Raw genomic sequence first — 18938 nt, 5'->3', positions numbered from 1 at the left:
CAACAACGACAAACAAAAACAGAGCAACATGAACACACTAACAAACAAAGTAATCTTAGTAACAGGCGCTTCAAGAGGTATCGGCGCTGCCATTGCACACAAACTTTCATCAGAAGGAGCGAAAATTATTGTCAACTATGCCGGTGGTAAAGACGCTGCTGACCAGGTTGTAGCAGACATCAAAGAAAAAGGTGGCGACGCTATCGCTGTACAGGCAGATGTCAGCAAGAGCGCCGATGTAAAGAACCTGTTCGATGCAGCCATCGCACATTATGGCAGGATTGATGTACTGGTGAACAATGCCGGCATCATGATCCTAAAACCCATCAAGGATACCACAGATGAAGACTTCGAACGTCAGTTCGATATAAATGTAAAAGGAACGTTTAATACACTCCGTGAAGCGGCCACCAAGCTGGCCGATAAAGGATCTATCATCAACTTCTCCACTACTGTAAACCGTGTGATGATACCTACCTACGCAACTTACGTAGCTACTAAATCAGCAGTAGAACAATTAACCCGCGTATTCTCAAAAGAAATGGGCGCCAGAGGTATCAATGTGAACTCTGTTTCTCCTGGCCCAACCAGCACCGATTTATTTATGAACGGAAAATCACAGGAAGTAATAGACCGCCTGGCATCTATGGCTGCTTTTAACCGTCTCGGTAAGCCTGAAGAAATTGCAGAAGTAGTGGCGTTCCTGGCAAGTGATGCCGCAGCCTGGATCACCGGACAAAACATAGGCGTAAACGGTGGTATGGCTTAAATAAAACATCAATTAACAATAAACAGTAACAATTTTAATAAATGTCAATCATGAATAGCTTAAAAGGTAAGGTAGCACTCATCACAGGATCAGCAAGAGGATTAGGTAAAGCCATCGCAGAACGTTATGCTGCACTGGGCGCAGACATCGTCATCAACTATTCCAGAGATAAAGCATCCGCAGAAGAAGTAGTAAGCAATATCAAAGCCATGGGCGCTAATGTGATCGCAGTACAGGCAGATGTGAGTAAAGTAAAAGATATCGAACGCCTGTTTGCAGAAGCAAAAGCTGCTTTCGGAAAGCTCGATATCATAGTGGCAAACGCAGGTATTGAGCTGGTAGAAACCCCGGTAACTGACTTCACAGAAGAACAGTTTGACCGCGTGTTCTCTATCAATACCAAAGGTTCTTATTTCACCATGCAGCAGGCTGCAAAACATGTAGAAGATAATGGACGTATCATTTATATCGCATCCAGCACCACTTCCTTCCCCGTTCCAGGTATGGCTGTATATGGCGGTAGCAAAACAACTCCGCGTTACCTGGTAGACATCCTGTCAAAAGAGATCGGTTACAGAGGGGTGACAGTGAACTCGATCATTCCTTTCGCGGTAGACCATTCCGGTATCTTCGTGGATCCTGCGGCATATCCTGAATTGAGAAAACAACTGCTGGACAGCTGTCCGATGGGCCGGTTGGCAGAAGTGGAAGATGTGGCTAACATCGCTGAATTCTTCGCAAGTGATCTGTCTTCTTTCGTATCTGGTCAGCATTTGTTGGTAAACGGCGGAGCCACAAACTAAGACTCCGCCCGCCATTCACTTAAAAAATAGTAGCATGTTCGTCAGAATATTAAATACAGCCCTGGTCCTGGTAATTGTGTTCATGGGTGTAAAGCAGGGATGGGCAATGATCTCCGGTAAGCCGGAAATGGTAGAGATGCTGAGCCGTTTTCACTTCAACAGGCCCGCTGTATTGATCAATGGGATCGTAACATTGTTAAGTGCAGTGCTGATCTTATTCCCAAGGACCTTCGTAGCAGGAAACTTCCTCATGGCGGCCGCCATTTTACTGGTACTCTGTCTGCAGTTATCTTTAAAAGATCTCAAAGGCGCTGCTATTGAACTGCCCTTCCTCATGATGAACCTGGTCGCTATCTTTTTACAGCACCCACTCGCTAAAACCCACTAAATGAGGATCTTCATCTATACAATGGCATTGATGATATGCACATTGACCGTTAAAGGACAAAGTAAATCCAATACAATGAACACTGATAAACTGACTAATACCACCGTTAAAAAAGCAATCGACGCACTGCAAACTGCCGATAGCAAAGCCTGGTTCGCTTTATTCACCGCAGACGCAGCGTTATACGACGATGGGAATAAAATGAACTTCAGAAGTTTCTTCGAAAAGGCCCTGGGACATGAACGCTTCACCAGCATCGATAAGGTGGAAAACAACGGACTGGATCTCTATGGTAAATTTCACAGTGATCAATGGGGCGATTTCAAGACCTATTTTAAGTTCCATATCAATGCAGCCGGAAAGATCAACAGGCTGGATATCGGACAGGCCAGCTACTAATTCCCCTCACTAAATACAGGTGTTCGTCAGTCACCCTACCCGCAAAATTGACATAGCATTCCTTTACGAAGGGGTGCTTTCCCCTTTTCAGCCTTCTCGATATAAGCCTCCCGAACTAGCCCACCTGCATAAAGTTATCATGAGGCGATGCCTCTGCCGCCTATTTCTCCCCAGAACTATTAATTACCCCTGAGAAACCGGATTACCAGACCAGTATCACGATAAGGAATGATGGTTGTCAGTTTCCGGAAGACAGCCGGAGTGTAGCTTTGTATTACAATTAATTCACATTCAAAACGAGACCCTTATATCCTATGCCCTATACTTTCCTGCTATATTATCCATCAATGTGTAAGTTTCCATAGACGAAAAATGATGAAGGATTATAAAAAAAGCAGGCTCCCCGGTATATTCATCCCGGGGATTTCTTTTTTTTGTGTAATATTAATGTGCCAACTTAAATGTTACCCGGCAGCTCAAGAGGGTCCGATTTGAAAGAAAATGATATGAGAAAAGTACTATTTATCCTATTGATTCCATTCACCGCATTCGCGCAACAGGTTGTTATTACAGGAAAAGTACCGGATGCTCCCGATAGTATTGATGTATTTGTCTACAAGCCTATCGGAACATATTTCAACTCACTCTATAAACAAAGCGCCGGAAAAGTAACCAATCACCAGTTTACCCTGACAGTGCCAATGGATGCACCCGGTTATATCACCGTAGAGAACAAATACGTTAAGTCAGTCCTCTATGTAGAACCAGGCGATTCCGTGGATATTGGCATCAGCCGGGAAGGCAGCGCAGACAAAAAGATCTATTCTGGCAGCAATGCCGCCGGACACGACCTGTTCAATAATGATACTCCCTTTTCACCTGACCAGCTGAGCAGCGCTATGGACCGCGTCATGGATACGGCCAGATCTGTGAATGGAGCCCTCTGGGGGATGCGCTCCACCCTCTTTGATCTGAAAGCGCCCTTACTGGTGCACCTCAGAAAAGGGCAGGTATCAGTAGGATTCTATGAAAGTATGGTCACTACCCTGGAAAGCCGGCTGGTATACTACCTGCTCAACAGCGTAGGCAAACGCCTGGAAAATCCCGCCGACAGAAAAAACAAAGCCCTGAATGAAAAGGAACTGAAACAGATTGTCCAGGACGCCTCAGACCTGTATGATCCCTTTGATGTAAAATATGTCTCCAGCCCCGGTGTGGACCAGCTGATCGCTAAAAAGTGCTACCTCATTAAAAAAGGATATATCCGGGGCGGCGCCAGTATGATGGACTTCTGGCAGCGCTTCGACGAGTCCTACAGGCTTTTCGCCTACGCCCCCGCCAATCTGCATGAAATGGTGGCAGGCAATGAATTCCTGGCTAATATCCCCGATCACCATAAGGGAAATGCTGCCCAGATAGAGCTGTTCTATTATTTCAAAACCAACTTCCCTAAAAGCGCTTACATTCCCCTGGTCCAGGAATTACTGAGCCGGAAACAATAAATTCCGCTTCAAATGCCTTGTACGTTGCCGGTATAGTTATACCGGTAAGGCTTGATATTCACTTTACTTTCTCTGAAAAATGCCAGATTATTAACTTAAGGAGTACAACTTTCTGAATAAATAATTAGATTTGTCTAAAATAATAATTTAGATAAGGCTAAATAATATTAAGAAATGATCCGTACTTATACTTTTGCATATTTAAAAATATCTTTATTGATATCCGTTGTTTGCCTGGCGTTTCCCTCGGCAGGGACAGCGCAATCTTCCACAGGTACCATCAGCGGATATGTACTGTCTGAAGGACAACCAGTCTACCTGGCCAACGTGTACCTGGCAGAAAACAAGGCAGGTGTAGCCACCGACTCTACCGGCTATTTCAGGTTGAACAATGTGAAAGCAGGCACTTATACGCTAAAATCCTCCGCTACAGGCTTTATGTCCTACTCCAGGAAAGTGACGGTTACCGCAGCTGGAAAGATCTCCCTGCAGATAAGACTGCAGCAGGACGTAACCAAACTGAATGATGTCGTAGTGACCGGTACCCTGAAGCCGGTTAGCAGGACAGAAAGTCCGGTGCCAGTAGAAGTCTATACCCCTAAATATTTTCAGAAAAATCCCTCCCCCTCCCTGTTAGAGTCCATCGGTATGGTAAATGGCGTAAGGCCTCAGCTGAACTGTAACGTTTGTAATACAGGCGACATTCACATCAACGGGATGGAAGGCGCATACACCATGATCCTGATAGATGGTATGCCGATCGTAAGTGCCTTGTCGACCGTATATGGCCTGAGTGGTATTCCTATGAGCATGGTGGAACGTATTGAAGTAGTAAAAGGCCCTGGCTCCTCCTTATACGGCTCTGAAGCAATGGGAGGTATTGTGAACGTGATCACGAGAAACCCATTAAACGCTCCCCTCGTCAGCGCAGACATATTTAGTTCCAGCTGGGGAGAGTATAATATAGACGCCGCCATGAAAGTCAATGCAGGCAAAGCCTCCGGCTTATTTGGCGTCAGCTGGTTCAACTATCAGCACCCAAAAGATAATAACGGCGACGGCTTCACCGACCTGACCATACAAAACCGTATCTCCGTTTTTAATAAATGGTCCTTCCGCCGTAAGGAAAACCGGCAGGCCAGTATCGCTGCCAGATATGTATATGAGGACCGCTGGGGTGGCGATATGCGCTGGACGAAAGCCTGGCGCGGTAGCGACAGCATCTACGGAGAAAGCATTTATACCAAAAGAGTAGAACTGATCGGTATGTACCAGCTTCCGGTAAAAGAAAAGATCATGCTGCAATACTCTTACAACAGGCATGAACAGAACTCTTACTATGGTCGAGTGCCCTACATGGCTACACAACATGTAGGATTTACACAACTCTACTGGGATAAACAATTGGGTGAAAAGCATAACCTGCTGACCGGCATCTCTTACCGCTACACCTGGTATGACGATAACACACCCGCTACACTTTCAGAAGATGGTAAGCTTAACATGCCCGCTAAAACGCCTCTACCGGGTGCCTTTGTACAGGACGAGTGGTCTTTTGCCAGAAAACATAAACTGCTGCTGGGGTATCGCTACGACCATGACAAAAATCACGGTAGTATCCATTCTCCCCGTATCGCCTATAAGTGGACGCCTGACGCGAATAATACGCTCAGGGCCAGCCTGGGTACTGGCTTCCGTGTAGTGAACCTGTTTACGGAAGATCATGCGGCACTGACCGGCTCCCGGCAGGTAGTCATAGCAGAAGCGCTGAAACCTGAGAAATCTTACAACGCGAACCTGAACTATGTGCTGAAGATCCCGATGAATACCGCCTTCATCAACCTCGATGCTACCGGCTTCTACTCTTATTTCACCAATAAGATCACTGGTGATTTCGATACCGACCCTGATAAGATCATCTATGATAATCTACGCGGACATGCAGTTTCACAAGGTGCCTCGCTGAATGTGGATGCCGCCTTTGCTTTCCCACTGAAAGTGCTTGCCGGTATCACTTACATGGATGTATACCAGATAGATGAAAATGCGGCAGGTATCCCGGTAAAAAGCAGGCAAATAGATGCGCCTAAATGGTCTGGTACTTTTACTATCAGCTATAGTCTGCCGGCTGGTTTTGGAATTGATCTTACCGGCAACTGGAATGGCCCTATGCGCCTGCCCATACAACCTAAAGACTACAGGCCCGAATATTCACCGTGGTTCCTGCTGGCCAACGCACAGGTCACAAAGAAGTTTGCCAAAGGATGGGAGGTATACGGTGGTGTAAAGAATCTGCTGAACTATGTACCTAAATATGCATTGATGAGACCTTTTGATCCCTTTGATAAACATGTGAATGATCCGGTGAATAATCCCAATGGTTATACATTCGACACTGAATATAACTATGCGCCGCTGCAGGGTATCAGGGGATTTCTGGGAGTGAGATATAACCTGTTCAAATAATGATACGCAAGTTTTTCATCTGCATCATATATATATTGCTAACAGCACCGCTCCTTGCTCAACAAGGGCCGGTTACTTTTACCTATCTGCAGGATAGTATGGCAGTACATCCGAAACCTATAGTCATTAAGATCTATACCGACTGGTGCAGTTACTGCAAAATGCAGGATAGGCAGATCGAACGTTCCCCGGCAGTGCAGCAACTGTTATCTGAGAAATACTACTATGTAGCCCTGAATGCTGAAAGTCGCCAACCCATTGTGTTTAATGATACTACTTATTCCTTTATCCCCTACGGTACCCAAGGTGTACATGCGCTGGCCGCGAAGCTGATGCAACATCATGCAGCATATCCTGCCTGGGTGGTGCTGGATACTTCTTACAGAACGAAAGCCCTTTATACCGGCATGCTGAAAGACAAATTATTGCTCGAGTTCCTGCGTACTATTGAATAAATCCTCTCACGGCAACTGCCGTTTTATCGATTCTCTTGTACATATTATCGAATAGAAAGAATTATTAAAAACAATATCGGATTATTGTAGCTACCTACGGCTGCAGGGACAAAAACTATTTAACTTATGTATAGGCTATCGCTGGTCTTCCATATGATGCTTTGGGGCATACTATCGTGTATGGGCCAGCCTGAACCCTCTGTCCCTATATTACAGCAAAAGCTGTTGAAAGCCAATACAGATACACTAAAGATCAATATCCTCTTACAACTTGCCCATGCTTATGTGGACCGGAATGGTGAAAAGACAGCCGATCTGGACAGCGGACAATTATATGTAGAACGGGCCTCCCGGATTAATGCGCATGTGAAAGATCCTCGTTTGGAGGCCAGATGTCTTTATTACTACTCGAAAGTGTACAGGGAAAAAGGGATGCCCGAGGATGGAAAAGCTGCCATTCTGAAAGCACGGACCATCTTACAGTCTGCCGACCTGCCAGGCGACCTTGGCGATGTATTAATGGAGTACGGCAACTACTTTTCAATTGATGAAGAACCGCCGCTGAAAGAAAGAATCCATCTGTATGAGCAGGCGACGGCCCTGTACCATAGCGCCGGTGATAAGAAGAATGAGGCCTATGCCCTGAAAATGACAGGTGATTGTTACCACTGCTGGGGTAAATTCAGGGAGGCGGTCGTCCTTTTAAATAAATCGCTTGTACTTTATAAGGAGACAGGAAAGAAAGACCTCCAGGGAGTGTATGACCTGCTGGGGATTATAGCTACGAGTTCGGGCGACTACAGCCTGGGTATGACTTACGGGCTCATGGCCGTAAAAACGGCGGAAGAACAGCATGACAGCAGCTTGCAGCTCTGCACTATTTACAATAGGTTGGGGATTACTTATTATCAGCTGGGCGACTATAAAGAGGCAATGGAAAGCCTGCGTGCGGCGCTGAAAATTGCCAACCGCTACAAAGACACCGTTTCTTTCCTGGTCGTGAGCACCAATATTGTCGGTACCTATCTTCAGACCGGGCAACCGGAAGCTGCGCTGGCATTATTGAACAAGATCGTTGAAATATACCGGCGACCGATCTTTAAAGATCGCCTCTGGATCTCTGCCAATATGGTGAAATGTTATACGGCAATGGGTCAGTATGACAAGGCAAAGGCGTTTATTCCACAGCTGCAAAGCTTCTCGCGGCAGATGTCGGCATACAATTATTATCAGACAATGATCTATGATGCATTGGTCATGTACTACCTTGCCAACCGACAGTACGTGGAAGCGTCCTACTATTGTTCATTGCAGGATGACGTTTGTAGAAATATAGGATTGGTCAATGTCTTATCCCATAACTATTTATGCTGGTTCCAGGCAGATTCCGCATTGAAGAATTATCCCGCCGCCATCAAACATTACCAGGAATATAAGCTAATGAACGATTCGTTATTTCATGTAGCGAAAGCTGGCCAGATTGCCAGGTTACAGGTGCAGTTTGACATCGATAAAAAAGACAAGGATATCCGGCTGCAACAACAGAATATTCAACTGCTGACCCGGCAGGGACAATTGCAGCAGTCAGCGCTGAACCAGGCCAGGCTTACGCGCAATGTGATCATCTTCGGGGCCTTTATGCTATTGCTGCTGCTGGGACTGGGCTTTAACCGTTACCTGATGAAACAGCAGAACAATAAACAATTGCAGCAGAAACAGGATGAAATTTATAAACAAAACCTTGCCCTGCAGGAACTGATCACCACGCAGGACAAGCTGCTGGAGGAAAAGGAATGGCTGGTAAAAGAGATCCACCACCGGGTAAAGAATAACCTGCAAATTGTTATGAGCCTGCTGAATACCCAGGCAGCTTACCTGCACGATGCGGATGCCGTGAGGGCCATCAGTGAGAGTAAACACCGCATGCAAGCAATTTCCCTGATCCATCAGAAATTATATCAGTCAGAAAATATGGCATTGATAGATATGCCAACCTATATCCGTGAGCTGATCGCTTACCTGAAAGATAATTTTGAAGGTATACAGCGGATTTATTTTGATCTGCAGATTGCCCCGGTACAGCTGGACGTATCCCAGGCGGTACCCGTTGGCCTCATACTCAATGAAGCACTTACAAATGCTATTAAGTATGCCTTCGGTGGGAATGAGCAGGGAACTATTATTGTATCCTTACTTCGCACACTGGACGGCCAGTTAATACTCAGTGTTTCCGACAACGGACAGGGGTTCCTGCCGGGATTTGATGTGTTTACACAAGGCTCTATGGGCACCCGCCTGATGGAAACGCTTGCAGAACAACTGGAGGGCACTATCAGCATCCGGGAGGATGAAGGTGTATCGGTGATTGTGTCATTTAAACAACAAATCGGATAAGCGGCGGGATAAGACATTGCCTGGACGTAAAAAATGTTGTACTTTTCCTGTCCCTCAAGCAATCAAGCCAATCTTTAAAATACAATGCCAGCTAGCCGTCCCAATATAAGACAAGAACAATTAGCGCAAATAATAGAAAACATTGGTCGTAGGAGAGACGTATTAAAATAATTAATTTATGATTAGGCTACTGTTGCTTTCCTATTGCGTGATGGGCTGCTTGTTACAGTGCGTGGCACTGAACAAACTACTTCCATCAGAAGTAAAGCTGCAACAGCTTTTAAACAAGTTGCCGGATACAGGAGATAATATTGTCCTGGGGAAGGCAGAGGCACGCTATGCATCTTTTATGGAGAGGGAAAACAAAGTGACTGATAGCATAACCATATATACAGGATTGATCAGGTATTATCACGATAAAAAACAATATGAGGCTGTAAGGCGATATTCTGCCGCGCTGGTAGCTGCAGCGGAAAGAGACGGTCGGCTGGAGGTGCTGGCCCGGAGTTATGCCACCTGGTTTAAGGCTGATTCTGCAATGGGCCATTACCAGGATGCTATCCGGCACTACCAGTTGTATAAAGCATTGCATGATTCCTTATTTAAAATAATAAAGCATCATCAACTGAACCAGCTGGAGGCACAGTTTAAAACGGAACAGAAAGACCAGACGCTGAAACTGAAACAACAGAACATCGAGCTGCTGACCCGGGAAGCGCAGTTGCAGGACGCAAGACTGCAAAGTGCCTGGTTTATCAGAAATGTGATCTTTGGTGGAGCGGGTATGTTGCTGCTATTATTGTTGCTGGGATATAACCGGTACCAGTTGAAATTACGTAGCAACAGGCAGATGAAACAGCAGCAGGAGGAAATTTATAAGCAGAATCTCTCCCTGCAGGAGCTGATCAGCACCCAGGATAAACTGCTGGAAGAAAAGGAGTGGCTCTTGAAAGAGATCCATCACCGGGTGAAGAATAACCTCCAGATTGTTATGAGCTTGTTGAATACACAGGCCGCCTTCCTGGATGATAAGGATGCACTGAATGCCATCAGGGAAAGCAGGTACCGGATGCAGGCCATCTCCCTGATCCATCAGAAGCTTTACCAGTCGGAGAATATGGCGCTGATAGACATGCATACCTACATCCATGAGCTGGTGATCTATCTCAAGGATGGCTTTCCGGGTATGAACAGGATCAGTTTCGACCTGCAGATCGCACCCGTAAAGCTGGATGTATCGCAGGCCGTACCTGTGGGGCTGATCCTGAATGAAGCAATTACCAATGCCATTAAATATGCGTTTACTGGCAATGGTACGATCCTCGTTTCCCTGCAGCAAACAGGCGATCAGCAACTGACACTTGTTGTGGCAGATAACGGGAAGGGTTTCCCTGCCGACGGCGGGACGCTCCGTAAAAAGTCAATGGGAATGACGCTGATAAATACATTGAGTGAACAATTGGAGGGCACATTGAACATACAGCACCATAACGGTGTAATAATTACGGTCAACTTTAAATACCGGGAAAAACAAGCTTTTACCGGACCAGCAGAATTTAAGGAGGAAATCACGAACTATGCCTGAAAGACATGGGGACCATATTAGCAGTTGCTATACATGGGTACTGCGGCTCTATTTTGTGATATTATGTTCCTGGCCCACTGTAGTAGTTGCACAACTAAATTTGATACAGTCACTTTCTACCCGGCAGAAGGTGCAGCATCCTGTGCCCGAAGGGATCGGAGATGCCTGGATGGAAATGGCAAGAGGATATGATACCTATTCGGAGGATGGACTGACACAAAAAATTGCCTGTTATGAAAAGGCTGTTGCACTGTATAAAACAGCTGCTAACAAGCTGAAAGAGGCAATGGCGTTACAGATGTTGGGCGACTGCCATAATCACCGGGGTGTGCTGGCACCAGCGCTGTCAGCACTGGAAGAGGCACTGGCTATTTATAAGGAGATACAGTATCCCAATTTGCAGGGTATTTATGACCTGCTGGGAAATGTACACGGCCAGATGGGTAACTATAAAATAGCCCTGAAGAATGGTTTTCTGGCGGTAAAAACTGCAGAAAGTCAACAGGACACCACCCTGATGCTTTGTACCATTTACAACAGGTTAGGACTTACATTCTATCACCTGGCAGACTATGCACAGGCATTGACATATTTTAAAAAATCATTGGGCGTAGCAAAGAAATGGAATGATACGACTTCTATTCTGACCTTGCTTCCGAACATTGCCAACACGCTGCAAAGCCTGGGCAGATCGGAGGAGGCTATTCACATATTGAACGATATGGAGAAACACTACCATATTACTTCTGATGAAGACAAGATCACTTTGTCAGCGGGACTGGTTAACAGCTATCTCAGCCTGGGCCGGTATGAAGAAGCTTATGCCCGTGTGAAAAAGTTAAAATGTTTATCCAGGCTGTTCGGCGCCTCCCACTATATGCAGGATGGAATATATGTGGCTATGATCAAATATTTCCTGGCAACAAAAGATTATGAACAAGTAAAGTGGTACGGGAAAAACTATGAGATCTATTGTAAAAACGGTGGGTATACTTACGAGCTGTTAAATGATTACAAGTACCTTTTCCGGGCAGATTCTGCGTTGGGAAATTATGCTGATGCGATCGTCTATTATCAACAGTATAAATCGCTGCAGGATTCTCTCTACGGTGAAGAAAAAACAAGGGAGATCGCACAGCTGCAGATGCAATATGAAATCGAGAAAAAAGACCAGGACCTGTTGCTGAAGGAACAGAGCATACAATTGCTGACCCGCCAGGGACTGCTGCAAAAGAACGATCTGCAACGGGCCCGCCTGGAAGGAAATGTGATCATAGGAGGCACATTGATGCTGGTGATATTACTGATACTGGGTTATAACCGTTATCAGCTGAAACAGAACGTCAACCGGCAATTGCATTTACAGCAGCGGGAGATCCATGAGCAACATAAATCCCTGCATGTATTGCTTTGCACACAACGCAAACTGGTGGCAGAGAAGGAATGGCTCGTAAAGGAAATCCATCACCGGGTGAGGGATAACCTGCAGATCATCATGCGGCTGCTGAACGCACAAGCGGCCCACCTGGACGATGAAAATGCGCTGGCGGCCATCCAGGAAAGCCGGCACCGGATGCAGGCCATTTCTCTCATTCATCAGAAATTGTACCTGTCCGGAAGTATGGCCGTAGTTGATATGGATATATATATCAGGGAACTTGTTGCATATTTTAGAGATAGCTTTGCCGGATTACAGCAGATTTCTTTTGATTTGCAGATAGCCGATGTATACCTGGAGGTTTGTCAGGCCGTCCCAATCGGGCTGATCCTGAATGAGGCTATCACCAATTCATTCAAATACGCATTCCCGGCCGGTAGTGAAGGAACCATAACAGTTAACCTGCATTATATCGCAGATAATAATGTCCTGCTCTCAGTGAAAGACGACGGGAAAGGACTACCGGCAGATTTTGAAAAAAGGAGACATGCTTCCATGGGCATCACCCTCATGGAAACATTAAGCGAGCAACTGGAGGGAAAACTATCCGTTAAGAATAAGGATGGAGTATCCGTCATTATGATATTTAAACCACAACATACCAGGGAAAAAGTTCCCGGCTTACTGAAATTAGTAAACAAAACTGCTTAGTATGGAAGAAAAAATTATGATCGTAGAAGACGAGCTGATTGTTGCGGGCGACATACGGTTAACGCTGGAGCGCGCTGGCTATAAGGTCTCAGGCGTGGCCCGTTCTGTACACCGGGCGTTGGAGATCATAGAAACGGAAAGGCCAGACCTCGTATTGCTGGACATCTACCTGAAAGGAGACCAGACAGGCATAGACCTGGCAGTAGAACTGAATAAAGCAAACATACCTTTTGTGTACCTCTCTGCCAATTGCAACCGCCAGGTGCTGGAAGCAGCAAAAATAACCCAGCCCTATGGTTTTATAGTGAAGCCATTCCGGGAGAAAGACCTGCTGGTAACATTGGATATTGCCCGCTATCGTTATGAACATCATCGTGCGTTAAATATACAGCCAGGTAGCGAACAGCTGATGGAACCTCCGCGTCTGCCTGCGTTCCAGCCGGATAAAGTGGTGGAGGCGCAACAAGACAAGCTGCCGCCTATTCCCAACTTTGAAGGCATTATCGGGCAAAGCACTCCCATGTTACGGGTATTTGAACTGATCCGCCAGGTAGCTCCGCTGGATACCTCTGTGCTGATATTGGGAGAAACCGGAACCGGTAAAGAAGGCGTGGCGAATTGTATTCATAAGTTATCGCCCCGTAAAGCAAAACCACTCGTCAAAGTGAACTGTGCGGCCTTGCCTGTGCACTTGATAGAATCAGAACTTTTCGGTCATGAGAAAGGCGCTTTTACCGGTGCACTCGAGAAAAGGATCGGGAAGTTTGAACGAGCAGATGGTGGTACTATTTTCCTGGATGAAATAGGGGATATGCCGGCCGATCTGCAGGTAAAGCTATTGCGTGTTTTACAGGAAAAGGAGATTGAAAGGATCGGTGGTAACGGACCCCTGAAAGTCAATGTACGCATCATTGCAGCGACCAACCGTAACCTGGAAAAAGAGATCGCTGAAGGGCGCTTCCGCCTCGATCTGTATTACAGGTTGCATGTGTTCCCTATCATGCTGTCAGCGCTACGCGAGCGCCGGGAAGATATTCCGCTACTCATCAATCATTTCATCCGTTTGTATGCTGCGGCAACAGGAAAAGTGGTGGATGGAATAGTGCCGGCAGTATTGAAGCAACTGGTGGACTACAGCTGGCCAGGTAATGTACGTGAGCTGCAGAACCTGATAGAGAGAAGTGTGTTGCTGGCACGTGACAGCATGATCAAAGAAGTATCGCTGCCGGTATCTGCCAAGAAAGAAACGGTAGTAGTTACTGCCGAAAAAGATATTAAGACAATTGTAGAATTAGAAAGAGAACATATACTTAGCGTACTGAAAAAGTGTAATCACAAAATATCCGGTCCGGGTGGAGCAGCAGAATTACTGAACCTGCCGCCTTCCACACTCGCTTCAAAGATGAAGAAACTCGGTATTGTGAAGCGGCATACGTTATAAAGTTCTCCATAAAAAGTACAACAGAACAGGTGATTAGGCAATTGACATTCAGGCGCTATGAGGGTAGTTTTGTAGAGAAATCAACGAACAGTAAAAAACAGGGATCAACAGACAGTAAAACTCATAGGTAAAGAGGATGAACGAGGGTTTTGGCAGTGTGTGACGGAAGTCAGTCAGTAGCTTATAAGGATAGTGAGCAATCTGTAGACGATAGGCAATAGTTCATAGAAGATAGCGCTTAACAATGAACATCAGCCCAATCAGACATAGTTAAACTAGCCAGGAATATTAACCGGTGTTTTACTATGAACTATTAGTCTATCGACTATGGAATGCCAGTATGGAATGTGATGAGCTACGATATTATTTTCAAAGTATATCCTTCCTTTTATTCATACAGTGGAGCTTGATTGTTAATGGCCGTTTCTCTCCAGGAACGGTCCTTTTTTTACGGCAGGCTGCAGCGGTAGTTCGTATATTTGTCTGGAGTAACCCTTAATACCCGAGTGTATGAAAGACAAGTCTATCATCGCCGACAAACTGGATGACCTGGAAGAACTGTTGCTGCCAAGAAGAAGAACGCTGTTAACCTGGTGGTTGAAGATATTCAGTTATCTCTTTTTATTCACAGGAGTAGCAGCGCTGGCAATGTACCCACTGGCATTCCTGATGGAGAACGATTACAGGGTAGCTTTGTATGGATTGGAAAGCTCAGACCGTAGTTCTTTCATCACCTTGGCAGTAGTCGTATTGTTCCTTTTAAAAGGAGCTGTTGCTTATGGTTTATTGCTTGAAAAGGATTGGGCCATTGAAATAGGGCTGGTTGATGCAGCGGTGGGTATTCTTGTTTGCCTGTTTGTAGGTTTCTATACAATGTTCGGCACCGGCAGCTATATCGCTTCTTTCAGGCTGGAACTTGTGTTGCTGATCATTTATCTGATTAAGCTGTTGAAGATACAGGCCATATGGAAGAAAAGTCCGGCAGGCCTCAATTAACAATTACTATTATCTAAAATAACAGATATGGAATATCATTATGACACTGTCTCCAATGCAATTAATTCCCTGAAACGGCAGGGATTTACCGTTGATTTTAACCTGGAAGGAGATTACCTGGTAAATGAGGGGAATAAAATTGGCGTGAATGATTTCAACATCGTAGATGTGTATCGTTATGAAGGCAATACGGATCCGTCAGATGAAGCGGCCGTATATGCCATAGAATCCACCAACGGTATCAAGGGTGTATTGGTAACGGGTTATGGCGCTTCTTCTGATGCCTTTACCGGAGAAATGCTGCAGAAGCTGAAGATCAAATAGGCGCTGTTGTCTGTCAGCATGGTTGCTGCAAACGCGCAGGTGCCCTATAGACGCCATTGCTGCCGCAGCATATTGACCAGCAGGTCTGGAAAGGTCCAGCCTATTTTCCGAGCTGCCAATGCTGATAGACTGTCCTGGTCTTGCCGGTGTGGACGAGCAGCTCCGGTCATATTCGGTTTCATATTCAGGTCGAAGATGAAGTAATTTCCCTGCTCATCCTGCCGGCAGTCTATTCTTACAGGTGCTCTCGCTCCTACCAGCGCCGCAGCAGATTCGCATTGTTTACAGAGTGCAATGATCTTTTGAGATTGCAGTTGTGCATCGTCCAACACCCTGCTGTTATGAACAACAGCAACAGCACCGTTGTAAGGAGCTACGCCATTCTGGTGATTGAAACGTTCTACGGCCGGCAGGCTCCAGTAGTTGATCTTTTCCTGGCATACCCCTTTGATCTCATATTTACCTGGCGGCATTACCGTCACCGTTACTTCCTGTCCCTCGAGGAATTTCTCTACATAAACAGCACTACCATATTTTTCTCCGGCCAGCATTTCTTCCAGTATCGCATCCAGTTCTTCCTGGGTATTGGCAACGATAACACCTTCGCTTCCCCTGCCGCGTATAGGCTTGGCCACTACCGGAAAGGAAAAAGACAGCTGATAATCGTACATATTGTCTTTGCTGATCAGAACGGCTGGTGGAATAGGGAGGTTATTTTTTTGCAGTAGTTTATTGGTGATCCACTTATCGTCATACAGGTCTGTATTATGGGGCAGTTGTCCGACTGCAGCAATACCTTTTTTCAGAAATGCTTCCACAGGATGCCCGTTAAATAAGATCGTATTGAGCCACAATACCTGCGCACCTTTAGCCAGGGCATGTAGTATACCGGCTTCCGTGTCGGGAAATACCCAATCCAGGTCGATGGAGAGTTGTGGATGGATGGCAGGCGTACTTATAGGCACCTGTTTTTCGCGCAGCGCATAAGCAATATCTGCACCGCTGTCTGAATAGCCTCCGGGTTTCATAGGCTTAAGAATGCCATTTCTGGCAGGTGGCTGCTGCGCCTGATAGAGCAGGGCGACTGGGGTTCCGGTTATTGACATGGTCATCTTTTTCTAACGTGTTTATAACGTGAATGTATAAAATTTTACATTCACCTGGCAGCAGTGGAGGCAGTCGTATCAGGGTTGTGCAAGTCTTCTTGCCAGTCTTTCATACCTGGCCGGCTGCACAAATATGAGGCTGTTATGATCGCTGTATCTGACCAGGCGCTCTTTTATCTCAGTGCTCATCAGTATTTTATTCAGCAACAGGTAAATGGAAGTGTTATCAGGAGTACATCCTTTGGTATTGGAGAAAGTGACCGTATGCAGTGTGTGGTCCAGTTTGGCGTAGATGGTATACTTGGTTTCAAAGGTGGAGATCTGTTTGAAACCATAACAGATCTCCAGTTTGATATTGTTGTCGGCCAGAATGGGCTGCATAGCAGTAGTGATCAGATCACTATAGTTGACAGGTTCGGCGATGCATTCATCAGATAAAGACGCAAACACCTTGTTGTATTCCAGCACGGCTATTTCCGGTGAAGCCGCAGTACTTTTCAGATATTGACCGGGAGCAACGAGTGCTTTTTTGAAAGTTTCCATATCGTTGGCGATACGGATATACTCTTCTATAGAATATTTTGATGGCAACACCGAAGTGGCTTCCTGATTACTCCCCGTTGTAGTCCTGCTGCTGGTCAGTATCTGCTGCGGCCATGTTTTCGCGATATTCGCCTTCAAAACATGAAACTCCGCTTCCGTAACAGGATGACTTGTATACTTGTAGTTACCAATATCTACATTGATCTTCAGATCGAAGTTCTTATTGGCAGTATGCCTGTTACATTGAAAGCTCAATAGGGCAAGCAGAAATAAGAAAGTCTTTTTCATAGGATATATGGCTGACTGCAAGATAGCATCTTTTAGTGAATGACCACAGCGTCTCCTCCCTCGTGCAGTAAAACAGGATTAGTGATGCGTGTGCTTCCTGCCAGCAGCATTGTCAGCGACAACACAGCAGTAGCGGCCATGATAACGGTCATAGGCACAGCGGTGCTCATATCAAACAGGCTGCTTATTGTGGATGCGAGTCCGCCAATACCCATTTGCAGTGCGCCCATGAGCGCCGCGGCAGTTCCCGCATTCTTTTTAAAAGGTGCGATACTGAGTGCAGAAGCATTCGGATTAACAAATCCCAGGCAGCTCAGGAAAAGGAACAGCATGAAAATGGTAGTACCTAATCCCAGCCATCCCATATAGGTGCCGATACAGAATACAATCGCGACAAATGCTTGTCCAAACAGGGCAATGCGGATGATCTGCTCACTGCGGAAATAACGTAAAGTCAGGCTGTTCAACTGGCTGGAGCCAATAAATCCAACAGACAGACCTGCGAAGATCCAGCCGAAGTGCCGTTCAGATACATGGAAAATATCCATGAACACTACAGGTGAAGAAGACACATATACGAACAATCCTGAAAAGGCGAGTGCTCCCGTCAATGCATAAGTGTAAAACTGCGGCTCTCTCATTACTGACCAGAAACCATTAATGATAGGACCTGGTTTCAGGGACATGGAAGTATCCGGCTGATGGCTTTCCGGCAGGAAGAAAAAGCAGGCCAGCATCAGGAGCAATCCCATGAGTCCCAGCACGACAAATATAATCTGCCAGCCCCAGGCTGCTGTGATGTAGCCCCCTATGGTCGGCGCCAGCATGGGAGAAGCGCCCACTACCAGCATGAGCAGGGCAAATACTTTTGCGCTGTCTTTTATCGGGAAGAAATCCCGCACCATTGCTACAGATGCCACAGTAGCGGCGCAACTGCCTACAGCCTGTATAAAACGTACTGCTACGAAGAAATCCAGTGATCTGGCAACGATACAACCGGCAGAAGCCAGGATGTAAACGATCAATCCCACATAGAGCGGTTTCTTCCTGCCAAAGCGGTCCAGTAATGGACCGTATAGTAATTGCCCGGCAGATATACCGATGAAATAGCTGGCAAGTGAAAGTCCGATCCTGGCTGTCGTCGTGTGCAGGTCTTCCGCAATAGCCTGATAGCCGGAAAGGTACATATCAATTGAAAATGGCCCAAGGGCCGTCATTAATCCCAATATAAGTATCAGTGACCAATACTGGCGGGTCGTCATATTAGCTTCCATTATCCACGTTTAAGGGTGCAAAATTATTCAAACATATCGGGAAATCCCAATCTATCTAAATCAAGATAGGAAGAGGGAGGCCGGAATAGCCATGAGAGTATGAGCGTCGAACAAGC

At 46.0% G+C, this 18938-nt stretch carries 16 protein-coding genes; 13 read left to right on the top strand and 3 right to left on the bottom strand.

From position 1 onward, the window contains the following. The first annotated feature begins 28 nt into the window (after window positions 1–28). The 13 genes from BLR32_RS02990 to BLR32_RS02930 all read left to right on the top strand — a co-directional run bounded on the left by BLR32_RS02990 (window position 29) and on the right by BLR32_RS02930 (window position 15611). Window positions 29–769, top strand: a complete 741-nt coding sequence (locus BLR32_RS02990; protein ID WP_089828750.1) for an SDR family oxidoreductase — start codon at window positions 29–31, stop codon at window positions 767–769. A 50-nt stretch (window positions 770–819) separates the two neighbouring features. Further along, a complete protein-coding gene (locus BLR32_RS02985) occupies window positions 820–1572 on the top strand; it encodes an SDR family oxidoreductase (RefSeq protein WP_089828749.1) in 753 nt (250 codons plus the stop codon). 34 nt (window positions 1573–1606) lie between these two features. Then, a complete protein-coding gene (locus tag BLR32_RS02980; protein ID WP_089828748.1) occupies window positions 1607–1960 on the top strand; it encodes a hypothetical protein in 354 nt (117 codons plus the stop codon). After that, on the top strand, window positions 1961–2359 hold the full coding sequence (locus BLR32_RS02975; protein ID WP_089828747.1) for a hypothetical protein: 399 nt from the start codon (window positions 1961–1963) through the stop codon (window positions 2357–2359). 506 nt (window positions 2360–2865) lie between these two features. Continuing rightward, on the top strand, window positions 2866–3861 hold the full coding sequence (locus tag BLR32_RS02970) for a hypothetical protein (RefSeq protein WP_143011342.1): 996 nt from the start codon (window positions 2866–2868) through the stop codon (window positions 3859–3861). Window positions 3862–4077: 216 nt separating this feature from the next. Then, window positions 4078–6327 carry a TonB-dependent receptor gene (locus BLR32_RS02965; protein WP_245705338.1) on the top strand — a complete coding sequence of 750 codons (2250 nt, stop codon included), beginning with the start codon at window positions 4078–4080 and terminating at the stop codon, window positions 6325–6327. Then, entirely contained in the window at window positions 6327–6782 is a 456-nt protein-coding gene (locus BLR32_RS02960) for a thioredoxin family protein (RefSeq protein ID WP_089828745.1), read from the top strand. The genes BLR32_RS02965 and BLR32_RS02960 overlap by 1 nt, the downstream gene beginning before the upstream one ends. A gap of 126 nt (window positions 6783–6908) precedes the next feature. After that, the gene (locus tag BLR32_RS02955) at window positions 6909–9176 is read left to right on the top strand and encodes a tetratricopeptide repeat-containing sensor histidine kinase (protein ID WP_089828744.1); all 2268 of its coding nucleotides are present in this window, start codon (window positions 6909–6911) and stop codon (window positions 9174–9176) included. Window positions 9177–9354: 178 nt separating this feature from the next. Beyond that, complete coding sequence (locus BLR32_RS02950; RefSeq protein WP_089828743.1) at window positions 9355–10761, top strand: sensor histidine kinase; 1407 nt, start codon at window positions 9355–9357, stop codon at window positions 10759–10761. A gap of 100 nt (window positions 10762–10861) precedes the next feature. Continuing rightward, complete coding sequence (locus BLR32_RS02945; RefSeq protein WP_176842145.1) at window positions 10862–12850, top strand: tetratricopeptide repeat-containing sensor histidine kinase; 1989 nt, start codon at window positions 10862–10864, stop codon at window positions 12848–12850. 1 nt (window position 12851) lies between these two features. After that, window positions 12852–14291: a sigma-54-dependent transcriptional regulator gene (locus BLR32_RS02940; protein WP_089828741.1), complete on the top strand. Its 1440-nt coding sequence runs from the start codon at window positions 12852–12854 to the stop codon at window positions 14289–14291. Window positions 14292–14801: 510 nt separating this feature from the next. Further along, on the top strand, window positions 14802–15287 hold the full coding sequence (locus tag BLR32_RS02935; protein ID WP_089828740.1) for a hypothetical protein: 486 nt from the start codon (window positions 14802–14804) through the stop codon (window positions 15285–15287). 27 nt (window positions 15288–15314) lie between these two features. Next, complete coding sequence (locus tag BLR32_RS02930) at window positions 15315–15611, top strand: hypothetical protein (RefSeq protein ID WP_089828739.1); 297 nt, start codon at window positions 15315–15317, stop codon at window positions 15609–15611. 44 nt (window positions 15612–15655) lie between these two features. Here BLR32_RS02930 and BLR32_RS02925 read toward each other — a convergent pair whose 3' ends face one another. The 3 genes from BLR32_RS02925 to BLR32_RS02915 form a co-directional block, all read right to left on the bottom strand. Further along, complete coding sequence (locus BLR32_RS02925; protein ID WP_089829897.1) at window positions 15656–16717, bottom strand: ATP-grasp domain-containing protein; 1062 nt, start codon at window positions 16715–16717, stop codon at window positions 15656–15658. A gap of 78 nt (window positions 16718–16795) precedes the next feature. Further along, on the bottom strand, window positions 16796–17548 hold the full coding sequence (locus BLR32_RS02920; RefSeq protein WP_089828738.1) for a hypothetical protein: 753 nt from the start codon (window positions 17546–17548) through the stop codon (window positions 16796–16798). A 32-nt stretch (window positions 17549–17580) separates the two neighbouring features. After that, the gene (locus BLR32_RS02915; RefSeq protein WP_245705337.1) at window positions 17581–18822 is read right to left on the bottom strand and encodes a multidrug effflux MFS transporter; all 1242 of its coding nucleotides are present in this window, start codon (window positions 18820–18822) and stop codon (window positions 17581–17583) included. Between the last annotated feature and the right edge of the window lie 116 nt (window positions 18823–18938).

This window comes from Chitinophaga filiformis, from assembly GCF_900102545.1.
GTDB lineage: Bacteria > Bacteroidota > Bacteroidia > Chitinophagales > Chitinophagaceae > Chitinophaga > Chitinophaga filiformis.
Note: the sequence above shows the minus strand (reverse complement) of the source record. Positions and strands in the feature narration are given on the sequence as shown.

Coding starts and splice junctions, on each gene's coding strand:
- BLR32_RS02920 (WP_089828738.1), bottom strand. CDS start 17,548: ATGAAAAAGACTTTCTTATTTCTGCTTGCCCTATTGAGCTTTCAATGT.
- BLR32_RS02990 (WP_089828750.1), top strand. CDS start 29: ATGAACACACTAACAAACAAAGTAATCTTAGTAACAGGCGCTTCAAGA.
- BLR32_RS02975 (WP_089828747.1), top strand. CDS start 1,961: ATGAGGATCTTCATCTATACAATGGCATTGATGATATGCACATTGACC.
- BLR32_RS02955 (WP_089828744.1), top strand. CDS start 6,909: ATGTATAGGCTATCGCTGGTCTTCCATATGATGCTTTGGGGCATACTA.
- BLR32_RS02960 (WP_089828745.1), top strand. CDS start 6,327: ATGATACGCAAGTTTTTCATCTGCATCATATATATATTGCTAACAGCA.
- BLR32_RS02940 (WP_089828741.1), top strand. CDS start 12,852: ATGGAAGAAAAAATTATGATCGTAGAAGACGAGCTGATTGTTGCGGGC.
- BLR32_RS02925 (WP_089829897.1), bottom strand. CDS start 16,717: ATGTCAATAACCGGAACCCCAGTCGCCCTGCTCTATCAGGCGCAGCAG.
- BLR32_RS02970 (WP_143011342.1), top strand. CDS start 2,866: ATGAGAAAAGTACTATTTATCCTATTGATTCCATTCACCGCATTCGCG.
- BLR32_RS02935 (WP_089828740.1), top strand. CDS start 14,802: ATGAAAGACAAGTCTATCATCGCCGACAAACTGGATGACCTGGAAGAA.
- BLR32_RS02915 (WP_245705337.1), bottom strand. CDS start 18,822: ATGGAAGCTAATATGACGACCCGCCAGTATTGGTCACTGATACTTATA.
- BLR32_RS02985 (WP_089828749.1), top strand. CDS start 820: ATGAATAGCTTAAAAGGTAAGGTAGCACTCATCACAGGATCAGCAAGA.
- BLR32_RS02930 (WP_089828739.1), top strand. CDS start 15,315: ATGGAATATCATTATGACACTGTCTCCAATGCAATTAATTCCCTGAAA.
- BLR32_RS02980 (WP_089828748.1), top strand. CDS start 1,607: ATGTTCGTCAGAATATTAAATACAGCCCTGGTCCTGGTAATTGTGTTC.
- BLR32_RS02950 (WP_089828743.1), top strand. CDS start 9,355: ATGATTAGGCTACTGTTGCTTTCCTATTGCGTGATGGGCTGCTTGTTA.